This window comes from Micromonospora sp. NPDC050187 (genome assembly GCF_044459745.1).
Taxonomy (GTDB): Bacteria; Actinomycetota; Actinomycetes; order Mycobacteriales; family Micromonosporaceae; genus Micromonospora.
The window spans coordinates 194273-210773 of sequence record NZ_JBITJH010000007.1 but is presented as its reverse complement, the minus strand read 5'-3'; the positions used below and the strand labels follow the sequence as shown (position 1 = coordinate 210773).

Annotated in this window: 9 protein-coding genes; 1 reads left to right on the top strand and 8 read right to left on the bottom strand. The window is 73.8% G+C overall.

All coding sequences use genetic code 11. The features are described from left to right. Nucleotides 1-92: 92 nt before the first annotated feature. The 8 genes from ACIBJE_RS14270 to ACIBJE_RS14235 all read right to left on the bottom strand — a co-directional run bounded on the left by ACIBJE_RS14270 (nt 93) and on the right by ACIBJE_RS14235 (nt 15605). Entirely contained in the window at nt 93-527 is a 435-nt protein-coding gene (locus ACIBJE_RS14270) for a WXG100 family type VII secretion target (protein WP_396748088.1), read from the bottom strand. Nucleotides 528-646: 119 nt separating this feature from the next. Next, on the bottom strand, nt 647-2713 hold the full coding sequence (locus tag ACIBJE_RS14265) for a hypothetical protein (RefSeq protein WP_396748086.1): 2067 nt from the start codon (nt 2711-2713) through the stop codon (nt 647-649). Beyond that, nucleotides 2710-6681: a type VII secretion protein EccCa gene (eccCa, locus tag ACIBJE_RS14260; protein WP_396748084.1), complete on the bottom strand. Its 3972-nt coding sequence runs from the start codon at nt 6679-6681 to the stop codon at nt 2710-2712. The genes ACIBJE_RS14265 and eccCa overlap by 4 nt, the downstream gene beginning before the upstream one ends. Nucleotides 6682-6799: 118 nt before the next feature. After that, nucleotides 6800-7309 (bottom strand): hypothetical protein, encoded by a 510-nt coding sequence (locus tag ACIBJE_RS14255; RefSeq protein WP_396748082.1) that lies wholly within the window; start codon nt 7307-7309, stop codon nt 6800-6802. 36 nt (nt 7310-7345) lie between these two features. Beyond that, a complete protein-coding gene (locus tag ACIBJE_RS14250) occupies nt 7346-10807 on the bottom strand; it encodes a right-handed parallel beta-helix repeat-containing protein (RefSeq protein ID WP_396748080.1) in 3462 nt (1153 codons plus the stop codon). 115 nt (nt 10808-10922) lie between these two features. Further along, nucleotides 10923-12824, bottom strand: coding sequence for a hypothetical protein (locus ACIBJE_RS14245; RefSeq protein ID WP_396748078.1), 1902 nt, complete (start codon nt 12822-12824; stop codon nt 10923-10925). Then, the gene (locus ACIBJE_RS14240) at nt 12821-14104 is read right to left on the bottom strand and encodes a hypothetical protein (protein ID WP_396748076.1); all 1284 of its coding nucleotides are present in this window, start codon (nt 14102-14104) and stop codon (nt 12821-12823) included. The genes ACIBJE_RS14245 and ACIBJE_RS14240 overlap by 4 nt, the downstream gene beginning before the upstream one ends. Before the next feature lie 85 nt (nt 14105-14189). Further along, nucleotides 14190-15605 (bottom strand): glycosyltransferase family 2 protein, encoded by a 1416-nt coding sequence (locus ACIBJE_RS14235; protein ID WP_396748074.1) that lies wholly within the window; start codon nt 15603-15605, stop codon nt 14190-14192. A gap of 316 nt (nt 15606-15921) precedes the next feature. On the opposite strand from ACIBJE_RS14235, the gene ACIBJE_RS14230 reads away from it, so the two are divergent. Continuing rightward, nucleotides 15922-16470, top strand: coding sequence for a sigma-70 family RNA polymerase sigma factor (locus tag ACIBJE_RS14230; RefSeq protein WP_197701761.1), 549 nt, complete (start codon nt 15922-15924; stop codon nt 16468-16470). The last annotated feature ends 31 nt before the right edge of the window (nt 16471-16501 follow it).

The following is a 16501-nucleotide window of genomic DNA, read 5'->3' as shown; positions in this document are numbered from 1 at the left end:
TTTCCGCCCCGGGTGCTACCTGCGGGCGGCGGGCAGCACCCGGACCGGGACCCTGCAACAGCCCGGCAGCGCCCAGTTGCGGCGATTGACGGTCACTCACCTTCGACCCGTCCGAGTGGGGCGAACGGCTTCTGGACAACCATGCCGCTCCTGAGCTGGCCGGGAAGAGGCTGTTCGCCGCTGGCCGGCGTGGCCCAACTGCCGGCCTGCATGGCGCTGTCGTCTTCGGTCGTGGTAGTCAGTCGCGCGTACTGCTGCATGTTCAGGTTGAGCATGTTCAGGCCCTGCTGGACCTTCTGGAAACCGGTTAGCCAGTTGTTGACGGCCTGCTGGAACTTCGGCGCGGCCGCGTCGCTCGCCCACGATCCGGCCAGCGCCTGGTTCGCGGCCACGACGTTCGAGTGGCTGTTCCTGGCCTCGGTCTGGGCCTGAGCAAACGCCTTGACCATGCCGGTGATCGTCGCCTCGTCGGCGACGATCGGGAGTGTGATGCCTTGCGTGACGTACCCGTACTGTTTCTCTGCCATGGCTCTCCCTGTTCGTCATCCGGCGCGCTGCCGGCGGAAGGTGGGTGACGTGGCCGCGTGTGCCGCGTCCGCCTGGTGGGTCGGGCCACGGCGGCGGATCGGTTGGGCACCCGGCGGCCTCACCGTCCTTCCGGCCGGACCAGTCCCGGCCCGGCGGGCAGCAGCCGGGCCGGGACCGTGCGCTCGCCGAGGAACCAGTACTCCCGGCCGGCGGCCTGCGGTCCGGCTCCCTCAGCGTCGCCGGAGTGGGCACCGGAACCGAACCAGGTGGCCGGTGTCGCGGCACGGTCCAGCAGCGCCTCCGCCTCGGGCGGCAGCACCACCACGTCGAGGGTCTGGTCCTGGTTGCGTCGCCGGTCGGTGACCGACGTGACCGGGCCGAGGTCGGTGGAGAGGTGCCCGAACGCGAGCAGCAACGCGGTCCACGCGGTGTCCGGCTCGGGCAGCCCGCGTACCAACGGGGCGACCGCAGTGAGGCACAGGTCCCCGGAGCGCGACAGGTGGTGCCAGCGCAGCAGGTCCACGCAGGCGACCAGGGTCGGCAGCGGGTCCGGGTCGGGGCAGACGACCGGCGGCTGGCCGTCGACCGGCGGCAGCCAGCTCAGCTCGCTGTGCCCGCGTACCGCCGGCGCCGGCTTGACCAGATCGGCCGCGCCGATGCCCAGCCGGGCCAGCAGCCAGTGATGCACCCGCCCGGTACGCATGGCGGTGACCGCCCAGGTCCAGGAGGCCGGCTCCCCCCGCCACCCGGACGCCCCCGCGACCGGCGGCTCGGACCCGGCCTCCGGGTCCGACGGGGGCGGCGGTTCCGAACCGGTCGGCGGGTCCGACCCGGCCGGTTGGGGGGTGTCGGCGGCGTACAGGTCGCGCGGGTCGCGCAGGTAGTTGTACCGCGCGCCCTCCAGCCACAACGCCAGCGCGGGATGCCCCGCCGGGGCCAGGATGACGTCGTTGAGGACGATCTCGTCGGTGAGCGCGTGCAGCGTGAACCCGTGCGTCGACGCGGCGACCCGGTCGAACAGCTCCGGCAACCGGGCCGGTCCGTCGGCCTCCGGCGGCCCGTGCCACCGGCCACGGAACAGCCGGTAGCCACCGCCCGGCGGGCCCTCGGCACCCGGACCCGCCGGGCTGTCGGCCCGCTCGTCCGGCGGGAGCGCGACGTCCGGGAGGAAGTGCAGGTCACCGTCGGCGTACAGGCCGCCGAACCGGTGCACCACCTCGACCCGGAGGTGGTCGCTGGCCGCCGCGAAGCCCTGCGGCAGCCCCCGGCCCAGCTCCAGGGCGTACGGGCTGTGCAGGGTCATCGGCGCGTTCGCGTGGAACAGTTCGGCCACGCTCACCAGGTGGATGCCGTGGGTGTCGGCCCAGGTCAGCAGGGCACGTACCGGGGCCAGCGGATCAGGTCGGCCGGCCGGGGCGGGCGGAGCGGCGCGGGCCGCGTCGAAGCGGGCCCGTGGGATGTCCGTCCACAGCACGAAGTCGACCTGGCCGGCGTAGCTGTCGGCCGCCGCGCCGTAGTTGGCCCAGAAGCCGTTCGACTCGGGCAGCGGCCGGCCGAGCCAGATGCCGTGCACGACGTGCGGGATGGCGGTGGTGTCGGGAAGCGGTGGCGTGTGCTCCGGCTGGCCCCAGAGCCGGGCGGCCCCGTCCCGCCGGAACGTGCTGACCCGGCCGGCGTCGGCGGCGAGGGCCGCCGGCTCCAGGTCGGCGGCGCTGGGGGCCGGACGCGTCATGGTCACCCGCCGCAACAGCGGCGCGACCAGGTGCGGGGCGAGACGGCGTACGTCGGTGCCGGCGAGGAACTCCGGTGCCCGCGACAACCGGCGGGAGCCGAAGATGTCGCCGCCGATCCAGCGGCGCGCCAGGTTCTCCTCGGCCGCCCAGGTGTACAGGGCGGGGTAGGTCATCCGGCGAAGCCAGTCCAGCAGCCCCGTGTCGCAGGGCCAGGCGGTCGGCGCGGCGGACGGTCCGGGCAGGCAGGCCAGGGCCCGCAGCCGCCGGGCCAGTTCCTCGGCCGCCGCATACGCCGAAGCGGACTCGGCTGGCGCAGTGGACTCGGCTGGTGCAGTTGGCCCGGCTGGCGCAGTGGACTCGGCGGTGCCTGCGGCGCGGGACGACCCCACCGGCTCGGCGGTACGGGCCGGCGGGGTGGGCGTACGGCGCGGGCGGGTAGCGGTGCGGGTCATCGGCCGGCCCCGGTTGGCACGGGCTCGGGTACCAGTGCCGTCTGGATCAGCCGGCTGCCGCGCCGGGTGCACAGCAGCGCCCGGCCCGGGGGCAGCGGACGCGGCCTGGTGTTACCCAGCAGCGGGCCTTCCGTCGGCGGGCAGGACAGCGCCACGTCCGGAGTGTTCAGTTCCTGGATGCGCCGCAGCAGCGGGTCCATCGACAGCCGCATCGCCCCGGCCGCGGCCCGCGCGACGACCACGTGCAGGCCGATGTCGCCGCCCTGGGGCAGCAACGGGATCAGGTGGGCCAACGGGTTGTCCGGCCCGGCGAGCAGTTCGTAGTCGTCGACCAGGACGTAGAGCGCGGGGCCGGACCACCAGTCGCGGGCGCGTAGCTGCTCCGGCGTGATGTCGGGGCCGGGAACCCTCGGCCGGAGACCGGCCAGCGCCTCGGCGGCGGTGTCCCGGGTGCTGTCCGGCGAAACCGAGTAGCCGAGCCGGTACGCGGCCGGTACGTCGTCGAAGAGTTGCCGCCGGTAGTCGACGGCCATGATGCGCGCCTGGGCCGGGGTGTGGCTGGCGACGATCGCGTGGGCGATGAGACGCAGCAGGTTCGTCTTGCCGCTCTCGGTGTCCCCCAGCACGGTCAGGTGCGGCATCGCCCGGAAGTCGTGCCACACCGGCGCGAGCTGGTCCTCGTCCACGCCGAGCGCGATGCGGGTGTCCTGCGGTGCCGGCAGCTCGGCCATCGGCAGCGAGGCCGGCAGGGTGCGTACCGCGGGGGCACGTTCCCCGGCCCAGTTGTCCGCCACCGCGGACACCAGGTGCTCGGTGGCCGCGACGAGCCCGTCGGCCGACTGGACGCCGTCGATGCGCGGCAGCGCGCCGAGGAAGTGCAGCTTCGCGTCCGTCAGCCCGTGCCCCGGGCGGCGGGGCACCTGGGCCGCCGCGCGCAGGTCGATCCCGGACTCCACCGGGTCACCCAGGCGCAGTTCGAGGCGGGTCCCGATCTTGTCACGCATCGACATGTGCAGCTCCGACCAGCGGCCCATGGTGATCATCACGTGGACCCCGTAGTTCAGGCCACGGGCCGCGATGTCCCGGGCCATCTCCTCGGCCGGCTCGAACTCCTGGCGCAGCACGAACCACCCGTCCACGACCAGGAACACGTCGCCGAACCGGTCCTCGGGGATGCGCCCGTCGGCCTGCGCCTGCCGGTAGGCGTCCCGGCCGTGGATGCCCAGATCCGCGCAGCGCCGTTCCCGCTCGATGAGGATCGAGCGGACCTCGGCCACCGTGCGGCCCACCCGCTCCGGTTCGTGCCGGCCGGCGACCCCGCCGATGTGCGGCAGGCCGGTCAGCCCGGCCAGCGAACCGCCGCCGAAGTCGAGGCAGTAGAACTGCACCTGTCGCGGCGAGTGGGTCAGGGCCAGCCCGCACACCAGTGACCGCAGCAGCGTGCTCTTGCCGCTCTGCGGCCCGCCGGCCACGCCCACGTGCCCGCCGACCCCGGCCAGGTCCACCACGAGCAGGTCGCGCACCTGCTCGAACGGCTTGTCGATGAGACCGACCGGCACCCGCAGGTACCCCTGCCGGCCGGCGTCGATCGGACGCAGCCCGTGCTCGGGGTCGGGCAGCAGCGGCGGCAGCACGTCGTCCAGGGTCGGCGCGTCCTCCAGCGGCGACATCCACACCTGGTGCGCCGGCGGCCCCTGGTCGACCAGCCGTTCCACCAACGCGTGCAGCACGGTGGTGCCGGTGTCGGTCGACTCCTCCGGCGCCGGGTCCGAGGGCGGGCGCGGCGCCGGGACGGCGGGCGCGGCGGCCCCGGCGGTGAACGCGACCACCTGGCTGGCGATCACCTCGCGGTGCAGCCCGGTGCTGCGCACCCGGTGCGGGCCGGACACGTACGCGGCCCGGAACCGGGTGATGCTGGTGACGCTGGAACGCAGGTATCCGTTGCCCGGATCGCCCGGCAGCTCGTACGCGTCGGGTACGCCGATGACGGCCCGCGACTCCATCGCCGAGAAGGTCCGCAGCCCGATCCGGTACGACAGGTGGCCCTCCAACTGGTGGATGCGCCCGTCCTCCAGGCGCTGCGAGGCCAGCAGCAGGTGCACCGCGAGCGAGCGGCCGAGCCGACCGATCATCACGAAGAGCTGGATGAACTCGGGGTTGGCCGCGATCAGCTCGCTGAACTCGTCCACCACCACGAAGAGGGTGGGCAGCGGGTCGAGTTCGGCACCCTGGGCGCGGGCCTTCTCGTAGTCACGCGCCGAGGTGAAGTTGCCGGCGCTGCGCAGCAGTTCCTGCCGGCGTACCAGTTCGCCCTGGAGAGTGGTCTGCATCCGGTCGACCAGCGCGGCCTCGTCGGCCAGGTTGGTGATGAGCGCGGAGACGTGCGGCAGCCGGTCCAGCCCGACGAAGGTGGCGCCGCCCTTGAAGTCCACCAGGACGAAGTTGAGGGTCTCCGAGGAGTGCGTGGCCGCCAGGGCCAGGACCAGGGTGCGCAGCAGCTCGCTCTTGCCCGACCCGGTGGCGCCGATGAGCATGCCGTGCGGCCCCATCCCGCCCTCAGCGGACTCCTTGATGTCCAGCTCGATGGGGGAGCCGTCGGCGGCCACCCCGATGGGCACCCGCAGCCGGTCGGCGGGCGAGCGGGACTCCCACCGGGCGCGCGGGTCGAAGGTGTCCAGGTCGGGGATGTCCAGCAGGTCCGGCAGGTCGAGGACGGCGCTGAGCCCGCTGGCCGGCTGCTCGCCGGTGACCTTGGTGGCGTGCCGGGCCATGATCCGGGCCAGCGTCCGCAGCCGGGGCAGGTCCAGGTGGTCGGGTGCGGCGAGCCGGGTGCGCACCTCCCGGCCCACGTGATCCTTCTCGATCATTTCCACGTCGGTGGCGGACACCTCCAGGTTGAGCACGTTGTCCCCGTCGGCGAGGCCACGGCCGTCGAAGTCGACGAGGACGGCGTTGCGGTACCCGGCGACGGTCAGCCGGGCACCCGGCGGGATGACGCCGCCGTCGCAGACCACCACGACGAACGGTTCCTCGCGGGAGGGCTGGGCGTCGTCGTCGAACCGGGAGCGGCCCGCGAACTCCCCGCCCAGCAGCCGCTCCACCTCTTCCAGCGTGGTGCCGAAGAGGCGTACCGGCCCGGCCACGTCGACGTCGGTGGCGTGCTTGGCGTGCGGCAGCCACTTGGCCCACTCCCACTGCCCGGCCTCCTCCGCGCCGACGCAGAGGGCCAGCCGCAGCTCGTCCGGGGCGTGGAAGGTGGCCAACTGGGCGAGCATGGCGCGCACCATGCCCCGCGCCACGTCCCGGTCGCCACTGATCCGCACGTGCGCGAAGCCGGGCAGGCACAGCGCGACGGGCTGGTCGGGCACGGTCGTGTAGGCCTTGATGAACCGGCGCAACGCCTTGGCGCACACCGGTTCCAGGTCCTCCACCGGCTTGGTGTCCAGCGGGGTCATCCGCACCGCGAGCCGCTGGGCGCCGGTGCCGACCCGGATCTCGCCGAAGTCCGGATGCGTCGGCCGGCGCTCCCACAGCCGACTGGTCATCGCCAGCGACCACAGCGACTCCGGGTCGGGGTGCCGCCAGGCCAGCGCGTCCCGCTGTTCCGCCGCGTACTGCCGGACCTGCGCCCGGGTCTGGGACAGGTAGCGGAAGTAGTCGCGCCGGTCGCCGTTGATCTGCTGCTTGCGGTTGCCGCCGGTCATCGTCATCTGGAACACGGCCATGGCCAGCATGCCGCCGCCCATCATGACCAGCATGACCATGCCCATCGGGCCCCTGAGCGAGTTGCTCATCATCATGAACATGAACCCGCCGGTCATCAGCAGGCTCGGCAGGATCATCCCGAGCGAGCGGAACCCGGCGGGCTGGACCTCCGGGACGACCGGGGGCTCCTGCAGGGTGATCTCGCCGTGCGGCAGCTCGGGTCCGTTGCGGCGGGCCGGCCGCCGGAAAGGTCTGGTGCTCACATCCGTTACACGGCTGCGGGCCGGAAAGGGTTGACCGGGACCGGGATCGATACTGTCCGCACCGCGAGATTGCGGAGACGCCGTCGGCCGGGCGGGGCGGGCCGGGGCCCGCAGGCGATCAGAAGGACCGTCTCCGCAGGGGAGTTCCCGCCGGCCCCGGCCGACCGTACGACCGCAGCCGCTCCGGCGCCGCATCCGCGCCGTCCATCGCCGGGAGCACCGGCATGTCCGGCAGCCCGTGCAGGTTGACGTCGACGGCGAAGGGCACCCCGGCCGCTTGCTCCTCCGGGTCACCCGCCGACGCCGGCCGGGTGAGCAGCAGCTTCAGGTCGTCGTGTCCACGGTCACCGGTCCAGTACACGTCCTTGGTCGCGATCAACCGCTGGAACTGGTTGCCGCACCGGACGATGGCACCCGCCTCCACCGAGACGTTCGGCCGCCAGACACCGTCCCCACGGTTGTGTTCGAACCGCAGCCTCCAGCGCCGCCCACTCGCGGACGCCGACGTCCCGACCTGCAGTTCGAGCATCTTCTGGACGTCACCGGAGAACACCAGCCGCTGCGCGAAGGCGGACTCCTTGCCCACCACCGTGATCTGCCACGTACCGTTCATACTCACTGCCGGCATCTTCCGGGCTCCTTCTCTCGTGACTACGGCGGCGGGTCAGGCCGCCACGGCGGCCCGCACGTCGGCGGCGAACAACTGGCGCATGTCGTCGACGGTCGGCGCGGCGGTGCCGCGCAACCGGTTGGCCTGCTTGGTGATGGTGCGTTCGAGCAGCTGCCGGGCGTACCGGCCGTTGCCGAAGCTCTCGTCCCGGGTCAGGCTGTCGAAGTGCTCCGACAGCACCGGGAGGCAGTCGTTGCTGAAGTCGAAGCCGCTGTCGCGGGCCAGCGTCTGCACGATGGACACCAGTTCCGAGGCGGTGTACGACTCGAACGGGACCTGCCGGCTGAACCGGGAGGCCAGGCCCACGTTGTTGGCCAGGAACCGGCGCATGTCCCCGGTGTATCCGGCGGCGATCACCACGATGTCGTCCCGGTGGTCCTCCATCAGCTTCACCAGCGTGTCGATGGCCTCCCGGCCGAAGTCGTTGCCCTGGCCGGCCAGCGCGTACGCCTCGTCGATGAAGAGCACCCCGCCGCGCGCCCGGTTGAACACGTCGGTGGTCTTGACGGCGGTGTGCCCGACGTACTCGCCGACCAGGTCGGCCCGGGAGACCTCGACGAGCTGCCCGGTGCGCAGCACGCCCATCGCGGCGAGCAGCTGTCCGTACAGTCGGGCCACGCTGGTCTTGCCGGTGCCGGGCGCCCCGGCGAAGACCAGGTGCCGGGAGATCGTCGGGGCGGGCAGGCCGGCCCGGGTCCGGGCCTCGGTGGAGGCGATCAGGTCGATGACGTCGGTCACCTCACGCTTGACCGCGTCCAGGCCGACCATCGCGTTCAGCTTGCCGAGCAGGTCCTGGACGACCTGCGCCACGCCGGCCGCCGCCGACGGCGCGGCCGCCTGTTCACCCAGGTCCTCCGGCAGCAGCCGGGCCAGTTCGAGGTCCGGGGCCTGCGGGTTGTTCGACAGCCGGTACGCCTGCCGCCCCAGCATGTCCTCGAAGACCTGCCGCGCCACCCGGGCGTTGCCGAAGGTCTCGTTGCGGGGCATGTCGCTGAAGTGGCGCACCAGGGCCTGCCGGGTCTCGTACTCCAGCGCGTAGTGGTGGGCGCGGCAGAGCCGCTCGACGATCTCGGCCAGTTCGTCGTCGGAGTAGCTGTCGAACTGGATGGTGCGGGCGAAGCGGGACTCCAGGCCCGGGTTGGCGGCCAGGAAGGTCCGCATGTTCGGGGTGTAGCCGGCGACCACCACGACCACCTCGTCGCGGTGGTCCTCCATCAGCTTGACCAGGGTGTCGATGGCCTCCCGGCCGAAGTCGTGGCCGCCGCCCCCGCCGGTCGAGAGCGTGTACGCCTCGTCGATGAACAGCACCCCGCCCAGGGCCTCCTCGAACCGGGCCGTGGTCTTCACCGCGGTGCCGCCGACGTGCTCGGCGACCAGGTCGCTGCGGGACACCTCGACCAGCTGCCCGCTGGCGAGCACCCCGAGGGTGGCCAGGATCCGGGCGAAGATGCGGGCCACGGTGGTCTTGCCGGTGCCGGGCGGCCCGGCGAAGACCAGGTGCCGGGACATGGGCGGTACGTGCAGCCCGGCCTCCCGGCGACGCTTGGCGATCTGGTTGAGCCCGACCAGGGTGGCCACCTCGTGCTTGACGCCGGCCAGGCCGACCAGCCCGTCCAGTTCCCGCAGCAGCGCGGCCACCGGACCGTCCGGTTCCCCGCCGCCGCCCGGCGCGCTGCCCGGCGTGCCGGCACCGGGGCCGCCGCCGGCGGGTACCGCCGGAGCGGGTGACCCGGCGTCGGACGGCGTGGGGCCCGGCGGGCGGGCGCCGGACGGTTTCCCGGGCGGCGCGCCGCCCGACCCGGCGCCCCCGGTCGGGTCGGGAGCGGACGTCGGGGCGTCGTCGACGGTCGGTGGGGTCGGTCGCCCGGCCCCGGGCGGCGGGAGGGAGATCGGGCGTCCGTTGTGGCCGGTGTCCACTCCGGACAGCTCGACGGCGGCGGTCGGGCTCGGCGCGTCCACGGCGACACCCCCGTTGCCGCGCACCACCCCGCCGTGGAGCCGCACCGGCGCGTCGGTCTCCACCACGACACCCGGGCCCTGGTTGCCCACGATCTCGCAGTCCGTCGCGGTGACGCTGCTGCCGGCGCCGGCCCGGATCCCCGGGCCGCGACTGCCGCTGATCCGGCTGCGGGACAGAGTGGCCGCGCTGGGGCCACCGGTCAGCACGCCCGCCCCGCCCGACTCCTCGACGGCCATCGAGGACAGTGTGGGCCGGGCGTTTCCGGCCACCTCCACGCCGACCCGGCAGCCGGTGATCCGAGAGTTGGACAGCACGGTGGTCGCGCTGTCGGCGAGCTTCGCCCCGGCGGTCCGCGCCCCGGTGACCTGGCCGTTGGAGAAGCGGCCGGCTCCGCCGGTCGCATGCAGGCCGTACCGGACGCCCTCGATGGTCAGGTTGTGCAGTTGCGGGTCGGCGTCCTGCTCGATCGCCACGCCGATGGGAACGTCGCGGACTCCGACCCCGTCCAGCCGCGCCCTCGACCGGCCGGTCAGGAACACACCCGCGTCCGCGCAGTCCGCCACGGCGCCCCCGGTGAGGTGCGGCGTCGCCGTGCCGTTGACCACCACCCCGGCCGCGCCGCAGTCGCGCACCTCGCAGTTGGTCAGCGTCGGCGCGGAGGTGTCCCGGCAGTCGAGGCCGTGGCCCCGGGCCCGGGTGACGCGCGTGTCGGAGAGCGCGGGCGCCGCCTGCCCCATGGTCACCACGGCGTGCACCCGGGCGTCCAGGATCTCGCAGCGCTCCAGCACCGGGGTCGCCCGGTCGCTGGCGAGCAGCCCGACCTCGCCACCGGACACCGTGGTCCCGACCAGGTACGGACGGGCGGCCTGCTGCGCGACGACGGCGTACTGGCCGACCTCGTCGATGCGGCAGTCCTCCAGGCGTGGGGCGCTGGCGCCCACGGCCAGGAGCGCCGCCTCCGCGATCCCGGTGAACGTGCAGTCCCGGAACACCGGGGCGCTCGACCCGGCCGTCATGATCGCGCACTTGGCGATGCCGCGTACGCGCACGCGGGTGTACTCGCCCGCGCCGGCCTCGTGGACGACACCCGCCCCGCCGGAGTTGCCGATCGCGCCGCCACGCATCTCCACGGTGCCCCCGCGCACGTGGATCGCGGCGGCCCCCGTGGCGTCGACGGTGCACGCCTCCAGGCGGACCCGGCCGGCCGCCACCTGGAGCAGCGGCATCCGCTCGTCGCCGCCCCGGATGGCGATGTCCTGGATCAGGATCTCGCCCCCGGCGGCCAGGATGGCCCCGCCCGTGGGCACCTCGATGGTGACGGTGCCCGGTCCGTCCTCGGCGACCAGGACGACGTTCCGACGGAACAGCGGCGCCTCGCGGTACACGCCGGGGCGTACCGCGACGGTGTCGCCGGGCGCCGCCGACTCCAGTGCCCGGGAGATGTCGGTGAGGCATCCGGTGTCCCTGGCCGACACCGACAGCACGCTGCTGGTCACGAGTTCGCTCCTTGCTGACTGTCGCCGCCGGGGGTGTCGCCGGCGTGGGGCGGGCCGGGCCGAGCCGAGCCGCCGGGGTCGGACCGGAGGAAGCCGGGGACGGTCTCCTCGTACATCACGCGCCGCCCGGTCCGGGTTCGAGGGCGAACGGGCGGTCGCCGGCCGCGAGGCCCAGCGGCCAGGGCAACGGTGCGGGCGCCGCGCGTTGCGGCTGGGCGGCGAGCGCGTCGCGCAGCTTGCCGGCCACCCGCTCGTCGACCGCGCCGTCGCGGTGCCCGGAGACGACCTCCCGCAGCAGTACGTACGGCGCGCCGTCCGGCCCCTCGTCGACGCCGAGCACCGCGAAGCGGGAACCGGCGGCGAACATGGCCCGCCCGGCCCGGACGCCCGGCCCGTCCGCGATACCCAGTTGGTCCAGCCGCCGCGCGGTGGCCGACCAGATCGCGTACCGGCCCGCGTCGCCCTCGCTGCCGCCGTGGCATGACACGGTGGTGAACGCCGGCTCCACCAGCAGCTCCCCGGGGCGGTACCGGGTGACGTCCAGTCCGGTGGGTGGCGTGGCGAAGACGGGTCCCCCGACGGCCGGCAGTTGCTCCAGCCCGGCGCAGGCACACCGGGCCAGCAACTGGACGTCCTCGTCGGGCGTGCCCCCACCGCGCAGCGCGCCGTTGACCCGCTCGCCCACTCCGTCGAGCAGAGCCAGCACGGTGACCAGCCCGGCCATCACGTCGTGCGCGCCGACCGCGCTGCGCAGCCCCGGGTGCAGCGACAGCGCCCGGGCCACCGTCCGGGAGTGGGCCTGGAACTTCCAGCCCAGCACGGTACGCAGCCGCTCCCGGTCCGCCTCGTCGGTGCGGGCCCGCACCCCGAACCACGCCGCCCCCCGGTTGGCAGGCGGCACCGGCGGCAGACCGACGCCCACGCCGTTCGACTGGGCGTCGGTGGTTGCCGCGCCGGTCGTCGGAGCCTCCGTGGTCACCGGGCCGGCCGCCGGAGCATCCGTGGTGTCCGGGCCCGTGAGGGTGGCCGCAGCCGGTGCGGACGCGGTCAGAGTGGCCGCAGCAGGTACGGACGCGGTCAGGGTGACCGCAGCCAGGGCGGACGTCGCGGGGTCGGCGGCATCCGGGTCGGCGGCCTCCGGGTCGGCGACCAGCGGCCGACAGGTGTCCAGCTCCAGCCGGGGCACGTCGAATTCCGTCAACACCATGCGCTGGACGCCGAGGTCGGGCCGGGGCAGCTCGATCACCGGAAGCGCCAGGCTCTGCACCTCGAACGCCGCCCCCAGGGGCAGATCGGTCCCGGCTTCCGGTGCCGCCACGGGCGACGGGACCGCCGGGTCGACCGGCGACGGGGCGGTCCCCGGAGCGGTGGTCGCGGGCGACGGCACCGGAGACGGCGGCTGCTGGTCGCGGGCGGGCACCCGACCGGTCGGGGCGGGGCGGACGCGTACCCGCCCCAGCGGAGGCAGCACGTGACCCGCCGGCTCCGGTTCGTCCCCGCCGCCCGGACGCCAGCACCAGAACAGCCCGTCCGTCGAGGCGCGCCCGAAGGTGAAGCGGATCCCGCCGTCCGAGGCGTAGACCGGGGCCCCCAGGTCGACCGCGAGTTGGTGCAGCACCGGCCCGACCCGGTCGGTCGACGTGGACCGCTGGGTGACCAGCAGCACCGGCCGACCCCGCCAGCGGGGGCAGTGCCAGATCGCCTGGGCCAGGTCGGCGGCGGCCACCGGCCGGCCGCCCAGCCGGAAGCCGGACCGGCCGGCCTCGACCGCGAGCGCGAACCAACCCGCCGGGCCGGGGGTGACCGATCCCGGTGCCTCCCACGGCCCCGGATCGAGCACCGGCACCCGCGCACCGGCGTCCGGCCGGATGCGCGCCACGGCGGCACCCACCGCCTGCGACGCCTGCCGCAGGTACCGCGCCACGTGCTGCCCGACCGGTACGCCCTGGGCCGGCTGCGGCAGCTTCCAGGACGACGGCAGGGGTGCCCGCTGCCGCAGGGCGAGCAGTTCGGTCACGGCGACACCGGCCGCGTAACGGCGTCCGGCCGTGCCCCGGGCGTCACGTCCGGCAGCTCCGGGTGCGTCGGCGCCACACTGTCGGGCGACGGGATGTCGGACGGGGAGGCGTCGGCCGGTGCCACCGGCTCGTCGTCGGGACCGGGTGCCTGCCAGACGACCGCCTCGGGGTCGGGCCGGCACAGGTGGACCAGGGCACGGTGTACGGAGATCTCGTCCAGTGGCTCGGCGGGCTCGTCCCTGGTCAGGTGCGTGACCAACTGCGGGTCCGGCGCCAGGCCGTAGTGCTCCAGGTAGTACCCGACCGCCTCGCTCCACAGCCAGGTCCCGTCGGTACGCAGGTGCATCGGCACCACGTCGCCCCGGTCCGGGGCCAGGATGTCGGGCATCGCGGCGCTGCTCCACGCGATGACCATCCCACCGCGTAGTGCGGCGAGCAGGTCGTCGCGTTCCATGGCGTCGGAGACCACCGGCCGGTTGGTGGCGAACCACGGGCCGCGTTCCGGGTCGACGCCGTCGAAGAGCCGGGCGGTGGTCACCGGCACGGCCGGGCGCTCCGCCCACAGCAGCGAGCCGGACGCGCGGGCCAGAGTCTGGTAGAACGGCGCGTCCACCCCGGCCCAGCAGACCTCCACCTGGGCGTCGGCGTCCCCGGCCTCGACCATGGCCTGTCGTAGCCGGGCGCTGGCGGCGGGCAGGGAGTCCATGGTGTCGTCGACACTGACCACGGCCACCCGAACCGGGTCCTGCCAGGGGCGTGCGGTGGACGGCATCCGCCACGCCCGCCACACCGCGCGTACCGCCGGGATCGCCGACACCGCCTCCAGCAACGCCTGGTCGATCGGGTCGAGAAGGTCGAGCGGGTCGGCGGTGCGGTCCTGCGGGAGCACCATCGACGCCAGCTCCTCCTGCGTGGTCGGCAGGTCGGACAGGAACTGCCAGGGTGCCGGCGAACGTTCCCCGCGCAGCTCCTCCAGCGCCATCCCGAGGTCCAGGTCCCCGCCGCTGAGCACCAGTTCCTCGCGCAGCGCCGCGATCTCGTCGGCGTCCAGTTGCAGCGGCTGGGAGACCGCCTCGAAGGCGACCGCCTGTACGACGTCCAGCCGCCGGCCGGCGGCCAGCGCGTCCCGCGCGTCGGTCAGCACCCGGTCCGGCAGCGAGCCGGCCAACCGGAGCAGCAACGCGTGCATCGACTCGTCACGTTCACCGTCACGTGCGTCGTCATGTTCGTCGTCCCGTGTCACCTCCGGTGCCACGTCCAGGTCCGTGTCCACGTCCACGCGCCCTCCTTCACCGCGTCCAGGGTTCATCTGTGGCACGCCCGACGCGCCAGCAGGGTTCACGCCTGCCCCGGCCCGGATTCGCCTACTTGTGCCGCCACCACGACTCGGTGCTGGCCCGGTCCTCCTTGCGGAACTCCGTGCTGACCTGGCGGCCGTGCACGATCATTCCCGCGTACCAGGTGCGGGCCACGTAGTTGAACGGCCCCATGTCGAGTGGGCCGGCCTCCCGGGCGTTGGTGACGCAGAACTCGAACAGGTCCCGGCAGAACTCCAGCACCGTCTCCCGCCGGCCGCCGACGATCCCGGCGTTGAGCAGGTGGGCGCCCCGGTTGTCGGACAGGAACTGCAACAGCTTGGCGCTGCCACCGTGCTGGTACACCATCCACGGGATGCACAGCGGCGCCGGCTCGTCGCCCACGTACAGCCGGTCGTCCATCTCCGGGAACGGATCGCGCAGCATCTCCACGTCGGTGCCGTCGACGCACCACACCTGCTCGATCTCGGGGTGCTCACGCAGGTACCGCCAGCAGCACAGCCAGCGGTGGAAGTACGGCGAGCCGCCGTCCCCGCCCGGTGTCATCCGCACGTGCGTAACCAGGTCGGTGTCCGGCTCGTCGTCGAAACAGTCGTGCAGCACCACCAACCGCTGCCCGTGCCGCTCGACGGAGCTGCGCAACTCGGCCAGGTCGGCGTAGTCCGGTGTCCAGGTGACGCCGCGCTGCGGGTCGGCCTGCGCGGTGAGGTACGTGGTCAGCACCACGTTCCGCGTCGCCGCCGCACCGACCGGGACGGTGCGGAACTCGCGGTACTCGGTCGAGGTGTAGCTGGCCTCCGACCGGGTCTTGAGATTGCGCACCAGGGTGAAGCGCTCGATGTCGGACACGCTGGAGCCGACCCTGGTGCGTTCGTCGCAGCTGAAGATGAGGTCCCCGCTGCCGACCACGTCGGCGAACCGGAACGAGGTCAGGCCGGCGTTGTAGATCCGGTTGGAGAAATCCAGGTGCTCGTACCCCCACCGGCCGTACCGGGTGTCGTACCCGCCCACCCGGTCCAGCACCCGCCGCTCCAGGTAGAGCATGCAGCCGCGCGGATGGGTGTACGCCCGCAGCTCCGCGTCCCGGTAGAGCTCCACCGCGTCGGTCAGCCGGCCCTGCGGGGTGTCGGTGAACATGTACATCAGATGCGGCTCGGCACTCTCGATGTACGGCCGCTCCCAGCCGTCCACGATCGGCCAGCAGTCGTCGTCGAACAGGAAAAGGTGCGTACAGCCCTGCTCGACCAGCAGTTCCAGGCACTTGTTCTTGGCGCGGGCGATACCGACGTTGCGGTCGAAGCGGAACGTCGCCTCCTCCACCGGCTCGTCGCTGGCGTCGTCGACCACGACGATCGCGGCGCCGCTCGGCGCGTACTTGCGGATCGCCTCCAGCGCGGTACGGAGCACCGTGCCCCGGTTGTGCGTGGTGACCCCGATGCCCACCGTCGGGAAGTCCGTCTCCATGCCCACCTCTTCGGTCGGGGCGCCACGGCGCCGTCACTCGGGCCGCCGCCCGGCCGGGGTACCGGTCGTCGGGGCGGTGCCGGACGACCGTCGCCGCGGCCCGTACCGCCGCCGGGTGCGAGGGCGTCCACGTGGGTCACGGCGCCGGGGCACCGTCGGGTTCACCGGTCGTTCCGCGAGCCAGCGCCCGGCGCGGCGTGGCCGCAGGTCCCGGGCGGGGCGTAGGGACAACCCTCTCCAACTCGCGGGTTCGCCCCCGCAGGAGCAGGGGTCGCACCATGTCGAGCGACCGGCCTGCGGCGGCACTGTCAACTGCATGGGCGAACGGGCACAGAGCAGGCGACACGGCAGCGCGCTGGAGAGCGACTCCCGCCTCCGCGAACTGATGGACACCTACCAGCAGCCGCTGTTGAGGTACGCGCAGCGGCTGACCGACGGCGACACCGGACGCGCCGAGGACGTGGTGCAGGAGGCGTTCCTGCGGGCGTGGCGGCACCTGGACCAGCTCACCGCCGACCGTGGGTCGGTACTCGGCTGGCTGCGCCGGGTGGTGCACAACCTGGTGATGGACGGGTACCGGATGAAGAAGGCCCGGCCGACCGAGGTGGACATCGAGAACGCCGCCGAGGTGGCCACCTCGGACCCGATGGCCGGCGTGGTGGACTCCCTGCTGGTCGAGCAGGTGCTCGGCGGGCTGTGGCCGGAGCACCGGGCCGCGCTGGTGGAGACGTACCTGAACGGCCGGACCGCAGCCGAGATCAGCGCGACGCTCGGGGTGCCGGTCGGCACGGTCAAGAGCCGGTTGCACTACGCGCTGCGGGCGGCCCGCAAGGCGACGGCGGGCCACCTGCTCTGCGCCGCGTGAGCCGCTGGACGCCACCGTGGCGGAAGGCCGT

Coding starts and splice junctions, on each gene's coding strand:
- ACIBJE_RS14270 (WP_396748088.1), bottom strand. CDS start 527: ATGGCAGAGAAACAGTACGGGTACGTCACGCAAGGCATCACACTCCCG.
- ACIBJE_RS14265 (WP_396748086.1), bottom strand. CDS start 2,713: ATGACCCGCACCGCTACCCGCCCGCGCCGTACGCCCACCCCGCCGGCC.
- ACIBJE_RS14255 (WP_396748082.1), bottom strand. CDS start 7,309: ATGCCGGCAGTGAGTATGAACGGTACGTGGCAGATCACGGTGGTGGGC.
- ACIBJE_RS14235 (WP_396748074.1), bottom strand. CDS start 15,605: ATGGAGACGGACTTCCCGACGGTGGGCATCGGGGTCACCACGCACAAC.
- ACIBJE_RS14230 (WP_197701761.1), top strand. CDS start 15,922: ATGGGCGAACGGGCACAGAGCAGGCGACACGGCAGCGCGCTGGAGAGC.